The sequence below is a fragment of the Kribbella antiqua genome, from assembly GCF_004345665.1.
GTDB lineage: Bacteria > Actinomycetota > Actinomycetes > Propionibacteriales > Kribbellaceae > Kribbella > Kribbella antiqua.
This window is the reverse complement of record NZ_SLWR01000002.1, coordinates 565,617-580,490: the sequence shown is the minus strand read 5'-3', so window position 1 is coordinate 580,490 and position 14,874 is coordinate 565,617. Positions and strand designations below refer to the sequence as shown.

Here is a 14,874-nt window from a genome sequence, read left to right as displayed (position 1 = left end):
GTGCATGGTGACGGATGAGGCTGCGGCGGGGGCTGTGGTTGGGCGGCGGGTGCTGACGAAGGAAATCTGGTTGGTGCTGGCGCTTTCGTTGGGGGCGTCCGGGGTGGCGGCGCTCATCTCGTTTACCGGGGTGTTGACGTCGAGTAAGCCGATCAGCGGTCAGACGGCGGTCATTGTGGGGTCCCGGGCGCCGGGGCGGCCTTGGCTGGATCTCGCGTGGCAGCTCTTCGCGATCGTGACGGCGCTCGTGCCGGTCGCGCTCGTCGCGCACTTCATGGCTCGCGGCGGCGAGTCGCTGCGCACAATCGGCTTCGACCTGCGGGACCGCCTCCGGGATCTTGGGCGGGGGACTGCGGTAGCGGCCTGCATCGGGGGTGCCGGGCTCGGGTTCTACCTGCTGGCGTACGCCTCCGGTGCGAACCTGAGCGTCGATCCGGCGCAGCTTCCGGACAACTGGTGGCGGATTCCGGTCCTGGTCCTGGTGGCGGCGCAGAACGCCGTACTCGAGGAGGTCATCGTCCTCGGGTACCTGAACCGGCGGCTCGATCAGCTCGGATGGTCACTTCGCCGTACGACGATCACCAGCTCGCTGCTGCGTGGTTCATACCACCTCTACCAGGGCCTCGGTGGTTTCGCCGGCAACGTCATCATGGGCGCCATCTTCTGCTACCTCTACCGCCGCTGGGGTCGCGTCATGCCCCTGGTCGTCGCCCACACCCTGATCGACGTCGCCGCGCTGGTCGGGGCGACGTACTTGATCGGTAAAGTCGGCTGGCTCCCACACTGAACCGGTCTAGCCACGTAACCGACGGGTGCTTTATCAGGTTGTGATGGCGTGACAGTCAACGGGGAAACTACGAGCCTGCCCACCATCGATCCGGGCCTCGCCGCGGCGGCACTCGCCGTCTACGCGCACCGCCACGAAGTCGTCCATCTGCTGTACGCCGCCTCCGACGAGCCAGACGCCCTGACCCGGATCGCCGCCCTGCTCAGCGTCGACGAAGCCACCATTGCCCGCGTCCTCGACCAGCCGCTGCGCTGGATGCTGCCCCAGTTCCGCACCGAACTCGACACCATCGCAGCAACCCCACCCGAACTAGCCGCAACCGCAGCCGAACCACCCCCGGGGTAGCTCAGGCGACGGTGCCCGCGGTGACCAGGCCACCGTCGATGATCATGTCCTGGCCGTTGATGTAAGACGCCTCGTCGGACGCGAGAAAGGCGACCGCGGCGGCGACGTCGTCCGCGGATCCGATCCGGCCGGCCGGGATCGCCCTGACCACGGCCGCGTGCGCCTCGGGCGTCACGTTGCCGTGGAACATCGGCGTCTCGATGTAGCCGGGGCTGACGGAGTTGACCCGGATCCGCCGGGGTGCGAGCTCCGCGGCGAGGGTGTGAGCAAGGTTGTGCACGGCCGCCTTCGTCGCGGCGTACACGGAGGAGCCGGGCAGGCCGCGCTGGATCGTCCAGGAGGCGTTGATCACGATCGCCGCGCCGTCGGACAGCAGCGGGAGCGACTTCTGGACGGTGAAGAACACGCCTTTGAAGTTGACCTCCACGACTCGGTCGAACTCGGCCTCGTCGGTCTCCTCGACCGGCCGGAACGCCGCCACGCCCGCGTTTGCGAACACGACGTCCAGACGGCCGTAGCGCCGGTCGATCGCGCTGGTGAGCGCATCGAGGTCACCAACCTGAGCGGTGTCGCCGGGTACGGCGAGGACGCCGCCGCCAAGGCTCTCGGTGGCGGCGTCGAGCCGGGTCTTGTCGCGTCCGGTGATGATCACCTGAGCACCCTCGGCCAGCAACCGCCGGGCAGTGGCCAGGCCCATGCCGCTGGAGCCGCCGGTGACGAGCGCGATCTTGCCGTTGAATCGGTCAGTCATGAGTCCAGCGTGCTGGTCGTTGCGCGTGGCAACCAGTGCGCAGTCAACCTGGGTGTGGCACCACCAGGCTACGGGCGCGGGGTGTAGAGCTCGAGGTGCCAGTGCGGGTGCTCGGTCACCGTCAGCGTCGTCATGTCGAAGAACAGCTCACCGGCTTCCGGGTGGTTGACGGCCTTCACTGCCTGCCCCAGTACGGCGACCTGGTGCTGCGCCCACAGCTCAGCGAACTCGGGGCTCGCTTTGGTGAGCTCATCCACCACGCGACCAAATTCCGGGTCGTCGGGAGCGTGCGCTGCGTCGGCACGGAAGGCCGCAACAACGGCGGGTGCGACTGAGGCCCAGTGTGTGTGCATACCGCGGTACCGGGGGTTGGTGAAGAACGAGATCAGGCAGTTGCGGTCGGCATCGTCGTACCCGAAGACCGTGCGGGTCGCGTCGTTGATCGCGAGTAGGTTCCAGTACCGATCGCGCAGGATCGCCGGCCGCGGCGACCACGCGGCGACCAACCGCCGCAACTCGGGTGTCACCTCAGACTGGATCGGCCTGTCCAGCGGTGGGTTGAGTCCGGCGAGCACGTACAGGTGTGCGCGTTCCGGTGCGTTGAGGCGCAGCGCCTTGCCGATCGCGTCGAGCACCTCGCCCGAGACTTTGATGTCTCGCCCTTGCTCCAGCCAGGTGTACCAAGACACGCCGACACCCGCCAGCAGCGCGACCTCCTCGCGCCGCAATCCCGGCGTACGGCGCCGCCCGGCATCCGGCAAGCCGACATCAGCCGGTCCAATCGCCGCCCGCCGCGCCCGAAGAAACTCCCGCAACTGCTCCCGGCGCCCTGTCACCACGCCACGCTAGCAAGGCGACTCGGTCGCATCGGATAGCGCCGCGGCCCGGAAACCGACATCGTCGTCTTCCTCGCGCCCTGAGTGGTCTCAGAGGTTGAACAGGCTGGTGGCGTTTTGCCACATGATGGCTTCGTGTTCGGTGGGGGTCAGGTTGGCGGCGTCGAAGGTGGCCAGGGCTATCGAGGGGTCGATCAAGGTGGCGTCGGTGCCGAACATGAGGCGGGACGGGCCGATGCGGTCGAGGATCCAGCGGATGCGGCCGGCTTCGGGGGCTGACCAGCAGGGTTCGAACCAGATGCGGTCGCTGCGGGAGGCGGCCTCGGGGACGAGTGGCCAGCCTGCCGCGCCCATGTGGCCGGCGATGACGCGGGCGTCGGGCACGGCGGCGGCGACGTCGGCGAGGTCGAGGAGGTTGTCGCCCCAGGTATGAACCAGGGTGGGCAGGCCGAACTCGCTGGTGAGTTCGATCGCGGCTCGCATGGCGGGGGAGTCGATCGGGGTCCGGCTGTAGTCGGTGTGGATCTTCGCGCCGACCCATCGCGTATCGCCAGCCAGCTCAGTCAGATCGGCGCGCGCCTCCTCCGGCCGCCGAGGGTCGACCACGATCATGCCGCGCAACCGCGGGTCGGCCGGGAGTTGTGACGCCAGTGAGCGGTTCCCGGCCGGAGCGTCGTACACGATGGCTTCGATCGCGGACACCAGCTGGATGTCGATCCCGAACCGATCGAGCAGCTCGCTGTTGACGGCCAGACTTCCAACGTCCATGGAGAAGAACCAGGGACCCCAATGAGCGTGCACGTCGATGATCATGCGAGCTCCAGGAGGTTGCGGCTGCCGACCTGGGCGATCTCGTCCGGGGTGAGCTTGGACGTGAGGAGTCGCCGTACGACGGCGTTGGTCTCGTGGAACGGCGTCCGGCAGCCGAGGACCAGGCGCTCGGCACCGACCTCGGCCGCGACGATCTCCAGCGAATCCGGCCCGGTCAGCATCCGCGTCGACGTCAGGAACCCCGGCTCCGCACGAGCCAGTACGACGTAATCGCCCAGATGATAGAAGTGCGTGTCGAGGAACACGACCCGCGCCCCGAGCCCCCGGAACGGTGCACTCACCTTGCGTACGTCGCCCTCGACGAAGATGGTCAGCCCCGCCTCCACCAGCAGCCGTACGACGTGCTCGAAAGCGGGAAACCCCGGCTCCACGCCCTGCTTCTCCGGCGCCAGCCGGATCACCCCAGACCGGCCCGCCAACCGCTCCAGCTCCCGCTCGGCCCCCAATGGATCCCGAAGATCCAGCACCGGACACCACGACCAACCGTTGTCCGAGGCAACAGCGTCCGCCTCGTCGTTCCCACTCGGTACGTCGAAATGCACCGCCCGCAGCGACGACACGAGCCCGCCGGAGACGCCGGTCGCCTTCATCACGTCGCGCACCGCCGAAGGATGCGACCAGCGACCGGTCGTCACGTCATGGCCGACCAGCACATCGCAATCCAGCAGCAGAGGTACGTCGTTCATCGCGCCTCCCGTGCCAACGCGGCATGGACCTTACGAACTGCGGCCACAATGTCGTCGATATCAGCCGAGGTGTAGTTCTCGTTCCACGGCAGCACCAGCAGCCGCCGCTCGATCAGCTCCTCGGCGTTGGGACACAACCCCGGCGGATAATCGACGTCCTGCAACGGAAACCGAGACTGTCCGTACGTCGACCGCTCGCGCAACGCCGGCGCGGCATACAACGGACTAGTCAGATAACCCCCATTCGCCGGCACACCCTCCGCAGTCAGCGCAGCCGCCCACTCATGCAGCTCTCCCGCGACTGATGGATCGAGAATCAGCGGATACTGCCAATACACATGATCACCATCGTCAGGAGGCGTCGTGATTCCGGACAGTCCGGCGATCCCGGCCGTCGCCCGCGCAGCCGCCGTACGGCGATCGTCGACCACGCCCCGCAGCCGCGCCAACTGGGCCCGGGTGACCGCGCCGACCAGCTCGGTCATCCGGTAGTTGAGCGCAAGGAAGAGATAAGTCCGCTCGTCCGTGTCGCGCGGCCATCCCTTGTCGGAGAACAGCCGCATCCGTCGGGCCAATCCAGCGTCGTCGCTGACGACGAGCCCACCGTCGCCGGCGCTGATGTGCTTCGTCTGCTGCAAGCTGAAGCAACCGATGTGCCCGATGCGCCCGACATACGTGTCGCCGACCGGCGCGAGGTACGCCTGCGCGCAGTCCTCGATCAGCACGATCCCGTGCCGGTCGCACAACTCCCGCAGCTCAAGAACAGGCGCCGGCTTGCCGAACAGGTGCACCGCCATCACAGCCTTGGTGCGCTCAGTGATTGCAGCTGCGACAGCGGAGACGTCGAGGTTCCCGGTGAGCGGGTCGACGTCGGCGAACACCGGTACGGCGTTCTGCATCAGGATCGGGAACACCGTGCCCATGTCGCTGATCGGCGTGGTGATGATCTCGTCACCCGGCTCCGGGTCGACCGCGGCGACTGCGAGATGAAGCGCCGCCGTCCCGGAACTGCACGCGACCGCATGCGACGCACCGAGCAGCTCCGCGAACTCCTGCTCGAGCCCCGGCACCTCGGTGCCCCAGGTGGCGGAGAGCATGCCGCTACGCAGCACCCGCTCGACCGCCTTGACCTCCTCGTCGCCGAAGCGGCGACCGGAGGCATCGGCCACCGACGGCAGGGGAGTGGTGCGCACCGGGGTCCCACCGTCGCGGGCCAGCTTGTCCATCACGGCATTCCTTTGCTCATGGCAACGGTAGTTGGACGAGGTCGCGGTCGGCGAGGCCCCAGACGCGGTGCTGTGGCGCGCCGCGCACCGGCGACAGCTGTGGAACGGTGTACCACCCGTCGCCCAGCTTGTTCACCAGCAGCTTCGCCGCCGCGAGGCCCGGCCCGAGCTGATACAGGTTGCCGCCGAAGTTCGTTTCACAATAGACCCCGGTGTTGTCGGTGTAGATCTCACCGTAACCGGACAGCTTGTTGCTCCCACGTACGACGGCCTTCGTCGCGAGGTTGTAGGTGAACGGAAGTGTACGGCGAGCGATCAACCTCCGTGCGAATCGCTTGTCCACAAGGGCCTCCGGGACATCGATGACAGTTTTACGGTCATGGCTGAAATTACCCGGCAGATTACGCGCGGGCCCGATCGACCGTCAATCGGTCGATGCAGAGGGTGTGGAAAACTCAGAGGTGGACGCGGTAGATGACCAGCGGGCGGCCGCTGCCGGGGCCGATCTGGGTGCCGGTCGCGTCGGCGAGACCGGCGCGTTCGAGGCGGTTCAGGACCCGGCGCGCCGTACGCGGCTGAATGCCCAGGTGGTCGGCGACGCTGCGGGTGGTCAGGCCGGAGTCCGGAGTGGCGTGGACCATCTCCTGAAGCTTCTCGAGAGTCGCCTTGGACAGTCCGGCGCGTTGGGCGAGCAGTTGAAGCTTCGTCCGCTGTTGGGCGCGCGGTGCGGCGCCTCCGGCCAGCACGAGGTCGATGTCGTTGCGGAGTGAAACCACTGCCGCCGTACGCCCGGCCGTCTTCGCACGCCCCAGCGCGCGCCGAGCCAGTGCCTCCGTCTCGGTGCCAGAGCCGCCGATCCCGAATCCGATCCGGACCGGCCCGAACCGCTCCTTGAGCCTGGTCAGCATGCCGAGCTCGGTGAACGAAGCGGTCGCCTGCTCCAGCGGGCCGCGTGTCGCCACCACCAGATAGCGCTTGTCGTCGTACCGGATGACGCTGCCGCCGAGCGAGCCGGCCTCGCGTCGCAGCGCCTGCTCGCCCTCGGCGGCGATCTCGACCAGACCGAGCGCGATCTGCGCATCGTCACTGCGCAAAGCGTCGTGCCGCAGCAACAATCCGTTCACCGCCGCACGCACCGAATGCACCGACGGCGCCAGCCGGACGGCGGTCCGCTCGGTCCGCAGTTTCTCGTACGCCGACCGCAGACAGGTCACCGCGATGGTCGCCTGAGCCTCGCGATGGAAGGCAACCACGTCATCGGAGCTCAGCCCAGGACGATAAGGCAGCACCTGGACATCGCGGGTCGGCAGACCCACCTCTTCCAGCGTCTCCCGGACCTGTGCGTCGCCCAGCACGTCGATGCTCATCGAAGTCACGTCGCGGCCCTCGCGCAGCAGCTGCACCAGAGAACGCATCAAAGTAGCGCCGGTGTATTCGACGTACGCCGCCGGGCGGTCGAGGAGGTCGGCGGCGGCGGCGATCTGATACGGAACGACGCCGGTGAAGAGCCACGCATCGACGCTGGGTGGCGCCTCAGCCATCACTTTCGGTGTATCGGTCTCGCGTCGGTACCGCAGCGGGACCACCTCCACACCGCGCAGACCCGAGCAGATCCGGCTGGTGGAGGTGACCAGGTCGGACGGACCGACGATGCCGATCGTCGTCACCATCGCGGGCCACCCCCTCGTCCAAGCTGTCCAGCGCCTCAGTCTCACCAGATCAGCACCCCGCTGCAAGAACGCGCGCCGGTCACGGCGGGCTCTACTGTCGAGAACGCGATGGCGGCTCCGACGTAGCAGGTGAAAGGTCGGAGGTGCCTGATGAGCCGAGTACTGCGGACGTATCTCACGCTGGTCGCGGTGTCGACGAGCGCCTCGTCGATGATCTGGGGTGTCAACACCCTGTTCCTGCTGGACGCGGGACTGAGCATCGGCGAGGCGTTCGCGGCGAACGCTTTCTTCACCGTGGGGATGGTGCTGTTCGAGGTCCCGACCGGTGTCGTCGCCGACACGGTTGGACGGCGTACGTCGTACTTGCTCGGCTCCGCCACCTTGTTCGGGTCCACCTTGCTCTATCTGCTGCTGTGGCACACGGGTGCGCCGTTCGCGGCTTGGGCGGTGGCGTCGGCGCTGCTCGGGCTGGGGTTCACGTTCTTCAGCGGTGCGACCGAGGCCTGGCTGGTCGACGGGCTGAACGCGACCGGGTACCGGGGCTCGCTCGACGGGGCGTTCGCGAAGGGCCAGATCGTCAACGGCATCGCGATGATGGGCGGCACGATCGGTGGCGGTCTGCTGGCGCAGTGGACGAACCTTGGTGTGCCGTACGTCGTACGTGCGGTACTGCTCGGTGTCACTTTCGTGGTTGCGTGGCGGTCGATGCACGACATCGGCTTCACCCCGAAGCCGCGAGTGTCGGTGCTGGGGGAGATGCGCGGAATCCTGCGCGCTTCGCTTGATCATGGCTTGCGCAACCCGCCGGTGCGTTGGCTGATGCTCGCGTCGCCCTTCGCCGCGGGTGTGAGTATCTACGGCTTCTACGCCGCTCAGCCCTACCTGCTGCAGCTCTACGGCAGCACCGACTCTTACGCGATCGCGGGACTCTCCGCCGGTCTGGTCGCCGGTGCTCAGATCGTGGGTGGTGCCACGGCATCGATGGTGGCGGGCGTCTTCCGGCGTCGTACCTCCGTGATCCTCTTCGCGACTGGCGCCACCGCGGTGGTGCTCGTGCTGATCGGCCTGATCACGAACTTCTGGATGGCTCTGGTGCTCCTCGCGATCTGGTCCGTGTTGTTCGCGGCGACCACTCCGGTCCGGCAGGCACTCCTGAACAGTCTGATTCCGTCGGCCCAGCGAGCGACCGTCCTCTCGTCGGACAGCCTGCTCGGATCCGCCGGTGGTGTCGTCATCCAGCCGGCGCTGGGCAAGGCCGCCGACGCCTGGAGCTACGGGCCGGCGTACCTGCTGAGCGCGTGCATCCAGCTCCTCGCGATCCCGTTCATCCTGCGGGCTCGGGGGGTGACGGAGCGTGATGATCGGCGTACCATCCACGCAAGGGCAGAGGCGGTCCAGGGGTGGGCGCGATAGCCCTTGGGGGCTTTCATGAACGTGCCGGGCGACGAGTGGGGCGTGCCGGAGGAGATCCGGTTCGCTGTCGTACTGAACGGCGGCGTCAGTCTCGCGGTCTGGATGGGCGGGGTCGTCCGCGAGATCGACCGGGTCACACGCGGGCTCGGCCCGTACGGTCGTCTGCTGGAACTGGTCAATGCCAAGGCTCGCGCCGACGTCATCGCCGGTACGTCGGCAGGCGGGATCAACGGAGCCGCGTTGGCGCTGGGCCAGGCCAACACCTGCGCGGACGTCGGGTTGATGCGGGACCTGTGGGCCGAGCAGGGCCGGATGGACTCGCTGCTGCAGCGGCCGTTCAAGGGATCACCGGCGTCACTGCTGCGCGGCGACGACTACTTCCTGCCGAAGCTGAACGACGCGATGCGGCAGCTGTGCAAGCCGTGGGATGCGACCGACAGCGCTGAGCATCCGATCGAGCTGATCATCACGACCACGCTGCTCAATGGCGCGCGAACGGTGACGGTCGACTCGCTCGGCCAGCAGTTGCCGCAGATGGTCCACCAGGGACACTTCACCTTCAGGCGCGACGACGAGGCCGTCGGGGTGCACGACGACTTCGCTCCCGGACCGGGCCGGAATGTGCCGGCGGCGCTGGCGATGGCCGCCCGGTGTACGGCGGGCTTCCCAGTGGCGTTCGAGCCCTGCTTCGTGCCGGCCCGCGGCCGAGCCGGTACGACGGCCCCACCCGGTGACCGGCCGATCGATCTGACCGATCCGGACCGTCGGCCTGACCTCGGGCAGTACGTGTCGTGGCGGACCGCGGGGCCGGCCGAGGAGATGCCGCCAGACCGATCGCGGTACGCCGTGGACGGCGGCCTCCTCGCGAACACACCGACCCAAGCCGCGCTCGATGCGATCGCCCGGATGCCGGCCGGTGACCTGGTTCAGCGCGTGATGCTGCTCGTCTATCCGCATGCGCCGGTGAACCATCCGGATCCGCCAGATCTCTCCGACGAGCCGCCGACCGTCACCGACGCGATGGGCGGCGTCCTCGGTGCGCTGCTCAGCCAGGGCAGCCGGACCTTCGTCGACGAGGTCGAGAAACACAACCAGGCGGCACGGGCCCGCCGTGGTACCCGGCTCGACATCATGGGCGAGATCACGGACCGGCCTGCGGACGCTGGCCCGCTGCGTCTTCACGCAGTACCGCAACCAGCGCATCAGGCGTGCGGCCCGTGATCTCGCCCAGCGCGTTCAGCCACCCGCGGACTGGTCGGTACGACGGATCGCAGCGGCGGTCCAGGCAGCACAGGTCCAATGGACGGAGGAACGGGCGGAACTGCCGTATGTCCCGGCCGAATTCCCCGAAGACACCGGCGAAGCGGCGCCATACTGGCGTTGGGGAATCACCGCGGCGCTCGATCTCGGCGACGCGGCGATGGACCTGCTGCATCGCCTGATCGGAATCAGCTCCGACCCGGACACCTGTACCCGGCTCGCCGACGACCGGAGGAAGGTCAGCAGGGCGAGGGACGACCTGCAGGCCCTTCGCGAGGCGATGGACAGTCCTTGGGTGGACGACGAGACCCTCAGCACACTGCGACCCGGGACGGACTACTGGAAGCTGCGGCTGGCGCACTACGCCCGCGCGGTGGCCGGGGACGACGATGGCGCGGCCACTGAGCTGATCCGCAGCGCCGAGGAAGCGGTCATCGGGTTCGAGACCTTCGAGGACACCCGCGAGTGGGTCCGCGATCGCGCCGGCCGGCCCGATCGCGGCGACCGTGCCGGGTCCAATTTCGACGTACGGCGTGAGGTGCGCAGGGCCGCGCAGGTCGAGGCATTCGCGCGGCTCTACAAGCTGATACCGACGGGCGCCCCAGGTGTGCGCGCCAACAACGCGGTGGGGGTCATTGTCGAGGCCGTCGTGAGTGCGCTCGACGTACTGAACAGGTTGTCGGACGCGGTCGCCGAGGTGGGCGCACTGACGCAGTGGCGCAAGGTGTTCGGCGACATCGAGGGGGAGGACGTCGAGCAGCGGGTTCTGACGCGGCTGCTGTGGTTGCACATCGCGTCGTGGACGCTCGCCGACGAGAGTGGTGCGTCCAGCTCGCATCCGGTGGACCTGGTGCAGATCTCGTTGCAGACGCAGAACCATTTTGCCGAGCAGTCGACCACCGCCGACGACAAGGTCGGTGGGATGTCGCTCAACCGCTTCGGCGGATTCCTCAAGCGATCGTGGCGGATGAACGACTGGGCCTGGGGCCGGATGGACGCCGCCACCATGCTGTGTCAGGTCATCCTGTCGCCGGAGCGACTGCGTCGGCGCAGCGTCCAGCGCAGGCTGCGTGGCGAGGCCGAGACCGCGGAGGAATTCGTCCAGAAGCTGGTCGGGACGTTGTTCGGAGGGCCGCTGCCCGAGCAGCTTCAACGTCTGCGCGCGGTCGCGGTGGACGAACTGAAATCGGCGTACATGCCGGATCGGGACCTGCCGGCCAGCCTGCCCAGTCTCGCCGCGCTCGCGGCGTGGGCGGTGCACCTCCGGGCCGCGGTCGAGGAGCTTCCCTCCATCGCGGCGGCGGTGAAAGCCGACCGGATCGACCGTGCGAACCCGTCCTCGAAGGGCGAGCTCTTCCTGATCCAGAACAGTTCCTTGCTGAAACAGCTCGAGATCACGAAGCCGCCGGCGGACTCGGCTCCGCTGTCGGCCGACGAGGTGGACCGCGGCCTGCAGGCGTTGCGGGCGTTCGATCGCGCCGGGGTCGGTCGCGAGCCGCTCGAGGAGGAGTCACGCAGCGATCAGCTGATCCGTACGGCGGCGACCGCGGCCAGCGTCGCCGTCACTGTTGCCGACAGCAACCGTTCGGGCCTGGGTGCGATCAAGCCCGTCACCCGGACACTGCGCGGCGGCATGCTGATGCCGTACTGGACCATCCTGGGCCTCGCGGCGGGGACCACCATCGCCCGATTCCTTGCCGTGCTGACGCTGGCCGGAGGAGCGCTGCTCCTGGCGCTCTCCTTGCTGGGCGGCATCGACGGCTGGGCGTCGGGACCGGCGACCGCGATCGGGGTCGGCGCCTTGCTGACCGCCTTCGGCTTCGCCGCGCTGCGGACCGGGACGTTGCTGCACAGCGTCGTACTGCTGACACCTCTGATACCACTCGTCGCCTTCGCGGTCGACGGCTGGAACAGTGGCGACGACGGTGGGAAGTCCCGTTCGCTGGCGGTGGCTGGGACGATCATCGCGTTCGCGTTGGCACTCATGCTGCTGGGCAGCCTGCCGTCGGAGACGATGAGCCCGGTCGCCGCGGTGTATCGGTCCCTGGACCGGCTTCTGCGGCGCTACTTCCCGAAACAGGCCAAGAAGGAGCTCTCGACGCGGAAGCGGTTCTGGTTGCGCGTCCTCGCCGGCTGGGTCTGGATCGCGCGCGTGATCGCTTCGCTCGCGCTCCTCGCGCTGGCCGTCTACGCTCTGGTCGAGCTGGCTTTCTGGGTGTTCGACCAAGCCCCGACGTGGCAGGACCACCGCATCTGGCTCTGGGTCATCACTGCGGCGCTCGTTCTGGTCGGCTGCGCGGTCGGCTACTGGACGGGGTGGCGGTTGCGATCGTGGAACGAGCTGAGCGACGGTACGAGCGTCGTCTACCGGATCCGCGGGGTCCATCAGTCGAGTGGTGTCGCCGCGACCTGGTCGGTGATCTACGGCACGTGCTACGGGCTCGTCGCGGCCGGAATCATCACCTGGTGGCCGGACCAGCCGAACTGGGTCTGGCGCTCAGCCCTCGCCACCGCTGTCATCTTCGCCCTGCTCCTCCTGTACGTCGTACCGATCACTGTGCTGACCGGATCGGTACGACGGATCCGCGAACGCCTGCTCAGGGACAAGAAGAACGCCGTACTCCAGTGGCCCGCCCAGGACGAGAGCCCAGACGAGGTGGTCGAGCTGCTGTGGAAGAACGATGTCCGCTTCCGCTGCCTGCTCACCCGATCCAGTCCAGACGCCACCAGCCTCAAGCTCACCCGCACGGGCCGCCGCCTACGGGAGACACTTGATCAGCTCAACTGAGGCCGCGAGCCGGTGGCTGGGCGAACTCGGTGAGTTTGCCGGTGGTCAGGCGCATTCGGACCAGCGTCTCGACTGTGGTGGTGGCTGCGGCGACGCCGTCTACGACGCTGACGCCTAGGTTGGCCGAGAGGTCGTGGCAGAGGTCGGCCATGCCGGCGCAGCCGAGGACGATGGCGTCGGAGTGGTCGCGGGTGAGGGCTTTCTCGCAGGTGCGGAGGATGGTCGTCCAGGCGTTCGGGTCGGTATCGAGGTCGAGGACCGGGATGTCGCAGGCATGGATGCCCAGGCACTGGCGCTCGACGCCGTATGCGAAGGTCAGGTCGCGGGCGTGCCCGACGGTGCGGGCGATTGTGGTGACCACGCTGAAGCCGCGGCCCAGGTACGACGCCGTTCGCATGGCGGCCTCGGCGATGCCGACGACCGGGCCGCGGGCCAGCTCGCGGGCCGCCTTCAGGCCGGGGTCTCCGAAGCAGGCGACGACGTAACCGTCGTACCCCTCGGCCTCACCCCGTGCGACTTCCTCCAGCAGGCCCGGTACGGCGAGGGCGTCGTCGGTGTGGCTCTCGATCGCCGCGGGTCCTTGCCGGGGATTCACCGCGTCGACGGTCACGCCCGGACCGGCAACGGCCCGGGCGCACTTGCCGATCATGGCGGTCATCGACGCTGTGGTGTTGGGGTTGATGACCTTGATCCGCATCCCCGTCACGAAGGTCACGCCGCCGCAGTTGCCGGTACGGCGACCCTCGCGCCGACGTCAGCACGTTTCGCCAGCACCGTGTAGACGGCGAAGCCGATGCCGCAGCCGATGAACCAGCTGTAGTCGCTGATCCACAGCGCCGTACCGATCCAGCGCGGCACCAGCACCGAGGCGACCGAGACGAGACCGGCGGCGATCACCGACTGAACCGCGACCGGGTTGTAGCCCTTGCGGTAGTAGTACTCGCCGCTCTCCTCCATCGTGAACAGGTCGTCCACGACCACCTTCTGCTTGCGGATCAGGTAGAAGTCCGCGATCAGGATCCCGAACAGCGGGCCGATCAGCGCACCGAGGATGCCGAGCGTGTAGTGGATCGCGGTGTCGTTGTTGTACCAGTTCCACGGGGTGAGGATGACTGACCCGACGGCCGCGATCATGCCGCCCATCCGCCAGCTGATCTTCTGCGGGCTGACGTGGGAGAAGTCGAACGCGGGGGAGATGAAGTTCGCCACGATGTTGATGCCGACGGTCGCGGTGACGAAGGTGGCCGCGCCGAGCAGGATCGCGAAGGTGCTGTCGATCCGCTCGACCGTCTTGATCGGGTCGGTGAGGAGTTCGCCGTACACCGGGACCGTGGCGCCGGCGGTGAGGACGGTCAGCAGCGAGAAGAAGACGAAGTTGACCGGCAGTCCCCAGAAGTTGCCCTTCTTCACGCTGTCGAAGCTCTTGCCGTACCGGGCGAAGTCGCCGAAGTTGAGCATCGGACCGGAGAAGTACGAGACGACCAGGGCGATCGCGCCGAGCATCGTGCCGACGGTGGTCCAGCCGGACAGGGTGTGGTTGGACAGGTTGAGGTCGATGGCGAAGTCCGATTTGACCAGCAGGTAGATGCAGAGCGCCAGCATGGTCACGTAGACCGCCGGGCCGGCCAGGTCGATGAACTTGCGGATCGTCTCCATCCCGCGCCAGAACAGCGCGGCCTGGGCGACCCAGAGGATCGCGAAGCTGACGTAGCCGAGCAGCGACAGCCCGAGGAAGCCGTGGACGTCGGCATCCGCCCAGGGGCCGAGCCCGGGCCAGAGCTTGAGGAACACGATGTTCAGCGACTCCGCGGCGAGGAAGGTCTGCACGCCATACCAGGCGACCGCGATCAGGCCGCGGATGATCGCCGGGATGTTGGCGCCGAGTACGCCGAAGGAGACGCGGCTGATCACCGGATACGGAACGCCCGTGACCTGGCTGGGTTTGGCGACCAGGTTGCAGAAGAACTGCACCAGGCAGATGCCGGCGATCAGGCAGACGAACACCTGCCAGCTGGTCAAGCCGAGGGCGAACAGGCTGCCGGCGGTCAGGTAGCCGCCGACGCTGTGCACGTCGGACATCCAGAACGCGAAGATGTTGTAGCTGCCCCAGGTTTGTTTCTTCAGCGGCGCCAGGTCTTCGTTGGTGAGCCGGGGGTCGGTCATGGTCTGCTCCTCGGGCCGGGCCGCGGGCGGAGTCGTGCGGCCAGTGCACCGAAGCTAGGAACCGGTCGTTTCGCCGGCCGGCGTCGCCGGTAAACGCCGGGTTTCCGTTCAAATATAG

The 14,874-nt window shown here is 67.8% G+C and carries 14 protein-coding genes; 5 read left to right on the top strand and 9 right to left on the bottom strand.

Features of this window, described 5'->3' with window-relative positions; all coding sequences use genetic code 11:
* Window positions 1-4: 4 nt before the first annotated feature.
* Both EV646_RS08640 and EV646_RS08635 read left to right on the top strand, forming a co-directional pair.
* Entirely contained in the window at window positions 5-787 is a 783-nt protein-coding gene (locus EV646_RS08640; RefSeq protein WP_132145779.1) for a CPBP family intramembrane glutamic endopeptidase, read from the top strand.
* A 48-nt stretch (window positions 788-835) separates the two neighbouring features.
* Window positions 836-1,132 carry a hypothetical protein gene (locus EV646_RS08635; RefSeq protein ID WP_132145778.1) on the top strand — a complete coding sequence of 99 codons (297 nt, stop codon included), beginning with the start codon at window positions 836-838 and terminating at the stop codon, window positions 1,130-1,132.
* 1 nt (window position 1,133) lies between these two features.
* On the opposite strand, the gene EV646_RS08630 is transcribed toward EV646_RS08635, so the two are convergent.
* The 7 genes from EV646_RS08630 to EV646_RS08600 all read right to left on the bottom strand — a co-directional run bounded on the left by EV646_RS08630 (window position 1,134) and on the right by EV646_RS08600 (window position 7,132).
* On the bottom strand, window positions 1,134-1,883 hold the full coding sequence (locus EV646_RS08630; RefSeq protein WP_132145777.1) for a glucose 1-dehydrogenase: 750 nt from the start codon (window positions 1,881-1,883) through the stop codon (window positions 1,134-1,136).
* 68 nt (window positions 1,884-1,951) lie between these two features.
* Complete coding sequence (locus tag EV646_RS08625; RefSeq protein WP_241995584.1) at window positions 1,952-2,719, bottom strand: helix-turn-helix transcriptional regulator; 768 nt, start codon at window positions 2,717-2,719, stop codon at window positions 1,952-1,954.
* Between the two features lie 90 nt (window positions 2,720-2,809).
* Window positions 2,810-3,532: an amidohydrolase family protein gene (locus EV646_RS08620; RefSeq protein WP_132145775.1), complete on the bottom strand. Its 723-nt coding sequence runs from the start codon at window positions 3,530-3,532 to the stop codon at window positions 2,810-2,812.
* The gene (locus EV646_RS08615) at window positions 3,529-4,236 is read right to left on the bottom strand and encodes an amidohydrolase family protein (protein WP_132145774.1); all 708 of its coding nucleotides are present in this window, start codon (window positions 4,234-4,236) and stop codon (window positions 3,529-3,531) included. Before EV646_RS08615 ends, EV646_RS08620 begins: the two co-directional genes overlap by 4 nt.
* On the bottom strand, window positions 4,233-5,462 hold the full coding sequence (locus tag EV646_RS08610; RefSeq protein ID WP_132145773.1) for a DegT/DnrJ/EryC1/StrS family aminotransferase: 1,230 nt from the start codon (window positions 5,460-5,462) through the stop codon (window positions 4,233-4,235). Before EV646_RS08610 ends, EV646_RS08615 begins: the two co-directional genes overlap by 4 nt.
* 16 nt (window positions 5,463-5,478) lie before the next feature.
* Window positions 5,479-5,805, bottom strand: coding sequence for a hypothetical protein (locus EV646_RS08605; RefSeq protein ID WP_132145772.1), 327 nt, complete (start codon window positions 5,803-5,805; stop codon window positions 5,479-5,481).
* Between the two features lie 112 nt (window positions 5,806-5,917).
* Entirely contained in the window at window positions 5,918-7,132 is a 1,215-nt protein-coding gene (locus EV646_RS08600) for a helix-turn-helix domain-containing protein (RefSeq protein WP_132145771.1), read from the bottom strand.
* Window positions 7,133-7,282: 150 nt separating this feature from the next.
* Between EV646_RS08600 and EV646_RS08595 the strand changes: the two genes are divergently transcribed.
* The 3 genes from EV646_RS08595 to EV646_RS08585 are packed head-to-tail and all read left to right on the top strand — an operon-like array spanning window position 7,283 to window position 12,593.
* Window positions 7,283-8,545, top strand: a complete 1,263-nt coding sequence (locus tag EV646_RS08595) for an MFS transporter (protein WP_132145770.1) — start codon at window positions 7,283-7,285, stop codon at window positions 8,543-8,545.
* A gap of 15 nt (window positions 8,546-8,560) precedes the next feature.
* Window positions 8,561-9,766 carry a patatin-like protein gene (locus EV646_RS08590; RefSeq protein WP_132145768.1) on the top strand — a complete coding sequence of 402 codons (1,206 nt, stop codon included), beginning with the start codon at window positions 8,561-8,563 and terminating at the stop codon, window positions 9,764-9,766.
* Window positions 9,657-12,593 (top strand): DUF3376 domain-containing protein, encoded by a 2,937-nt coding sequence (locus tag EV646_RS08585; protein ID WP_132145767.1) that lies wholly within the window; start codon window positions 9,657-9,659, stop codon window positions 12,591-12,593. The genes EV646_RS08590 and EV646_RS08585 overlap by 110 nt, the downstream gene beginning before the upstream one ends.
* On the opposite strand, the gene EV646_RS08580 is transcribed toward EV646_RS08585, so the two are convergent.
* Window positions 12,586-13,308 carry an aspartate/glutamate racemase family protein gene (locus tag EV646_RS08580; protein WP_241995582.1) on the bottom strand — a complete coding sequence of 241 codons (723 nt, stop codon included), beginning with the start codon at window positions 13,306-13,308 and terminating at the stop codon, window positions 12,586-12,588. The two genes, EV646_RS08585 and EV646_RS08580, sit on opposite strands and share 8 nt — an antisense overlap.
* Window positions 13,305-14,756, bottom strand: a complete 1,452-nt coding sequence (locus EV646_RS08575) for an NCS1 family nucleobase:cation symporter-1 (protein ID WP_132145765.1) — start codon at window positions 14,754-14,756, stop codon at window positions 13,305-13,307. Before EV646_RS08575 ends, EV646_RS08580 begins: the two co-directional genes overlap by 4 nt.
* Between the last annotated feature and the right edge of the window lie 118 nt (window positions 14,757-14,874).

What these genes read in the sequence shown, in the direction of transcription:
- EV646_RS08640 (WP_132145779.1), top strand. Translation starts at nt 5, where the DNA reads ATGGTGACGGATGAGGCTGCGGCGGGGGCTGTGGTTGGGCGGCGGGTG.
- EV646_RS08630 (WP_132145777.1), bottom strand. Translation starts at nt 1,883, where the DNA reads ATGACTGACCGATTCAACGGCAAGATCGCGCTCGTCACCGGCGGCTCC.
- EV646_RS08620 (WP_132145775.1), bottom strand. Translation starts at nt 3,532, where the DNA reads ATGATCATCGACGTGCACGCTCATTGGGGTCCCTGGTTCTTCTCCATG.
- EV646_RS08615 (WP_132145774.1), bottom strand. Translation starts at nt 4,236, where the DNA reads ATGAACGACGTACCTCTGCTGCTGGATTGCGATGTGCTGGTCGGCCAT.
- EV646_RS08610 (WP_132145773.1), bottom strand. Translation starts at nt 5,462, where the DNA reads ATGGACAAGCTGGCCCGCGACGGTGGGACCCCGGTGCGCACCACTCCC.
- EV646_RS08600 (WP_132145771.1), bottom strand. Translation starts at nt 7,132, where the DNA reads ATGGTGACGACGATCGGCATCGTCGGTCCGTCCGACCTGGTCACCTCC.
- EV646_RS08595 (WP_132145770.1), top strand. Translation starts at nt 7,283, where the DNA reads ATGAGCCGAGTACTGCGGACGTATCTCACGCTGGTCGCGGTGTCGACG.
- EV646_RS08590 (WP_132145768.1), top strand. Translation starts at nt 8,561, where the DNA reads ATGAACGTGCCGGGCGACGAGTGGGGCGTGCCGGAGGAGATCCGGTTC.
- EV646_RS08575 (WP_132145765.1), bottom strand. Translation starts at nt 14,756, where the DNA reads ATGACCGACCCCCGGCTCACCAACGAAGACCTGGCGCCGCTGAAGAAA.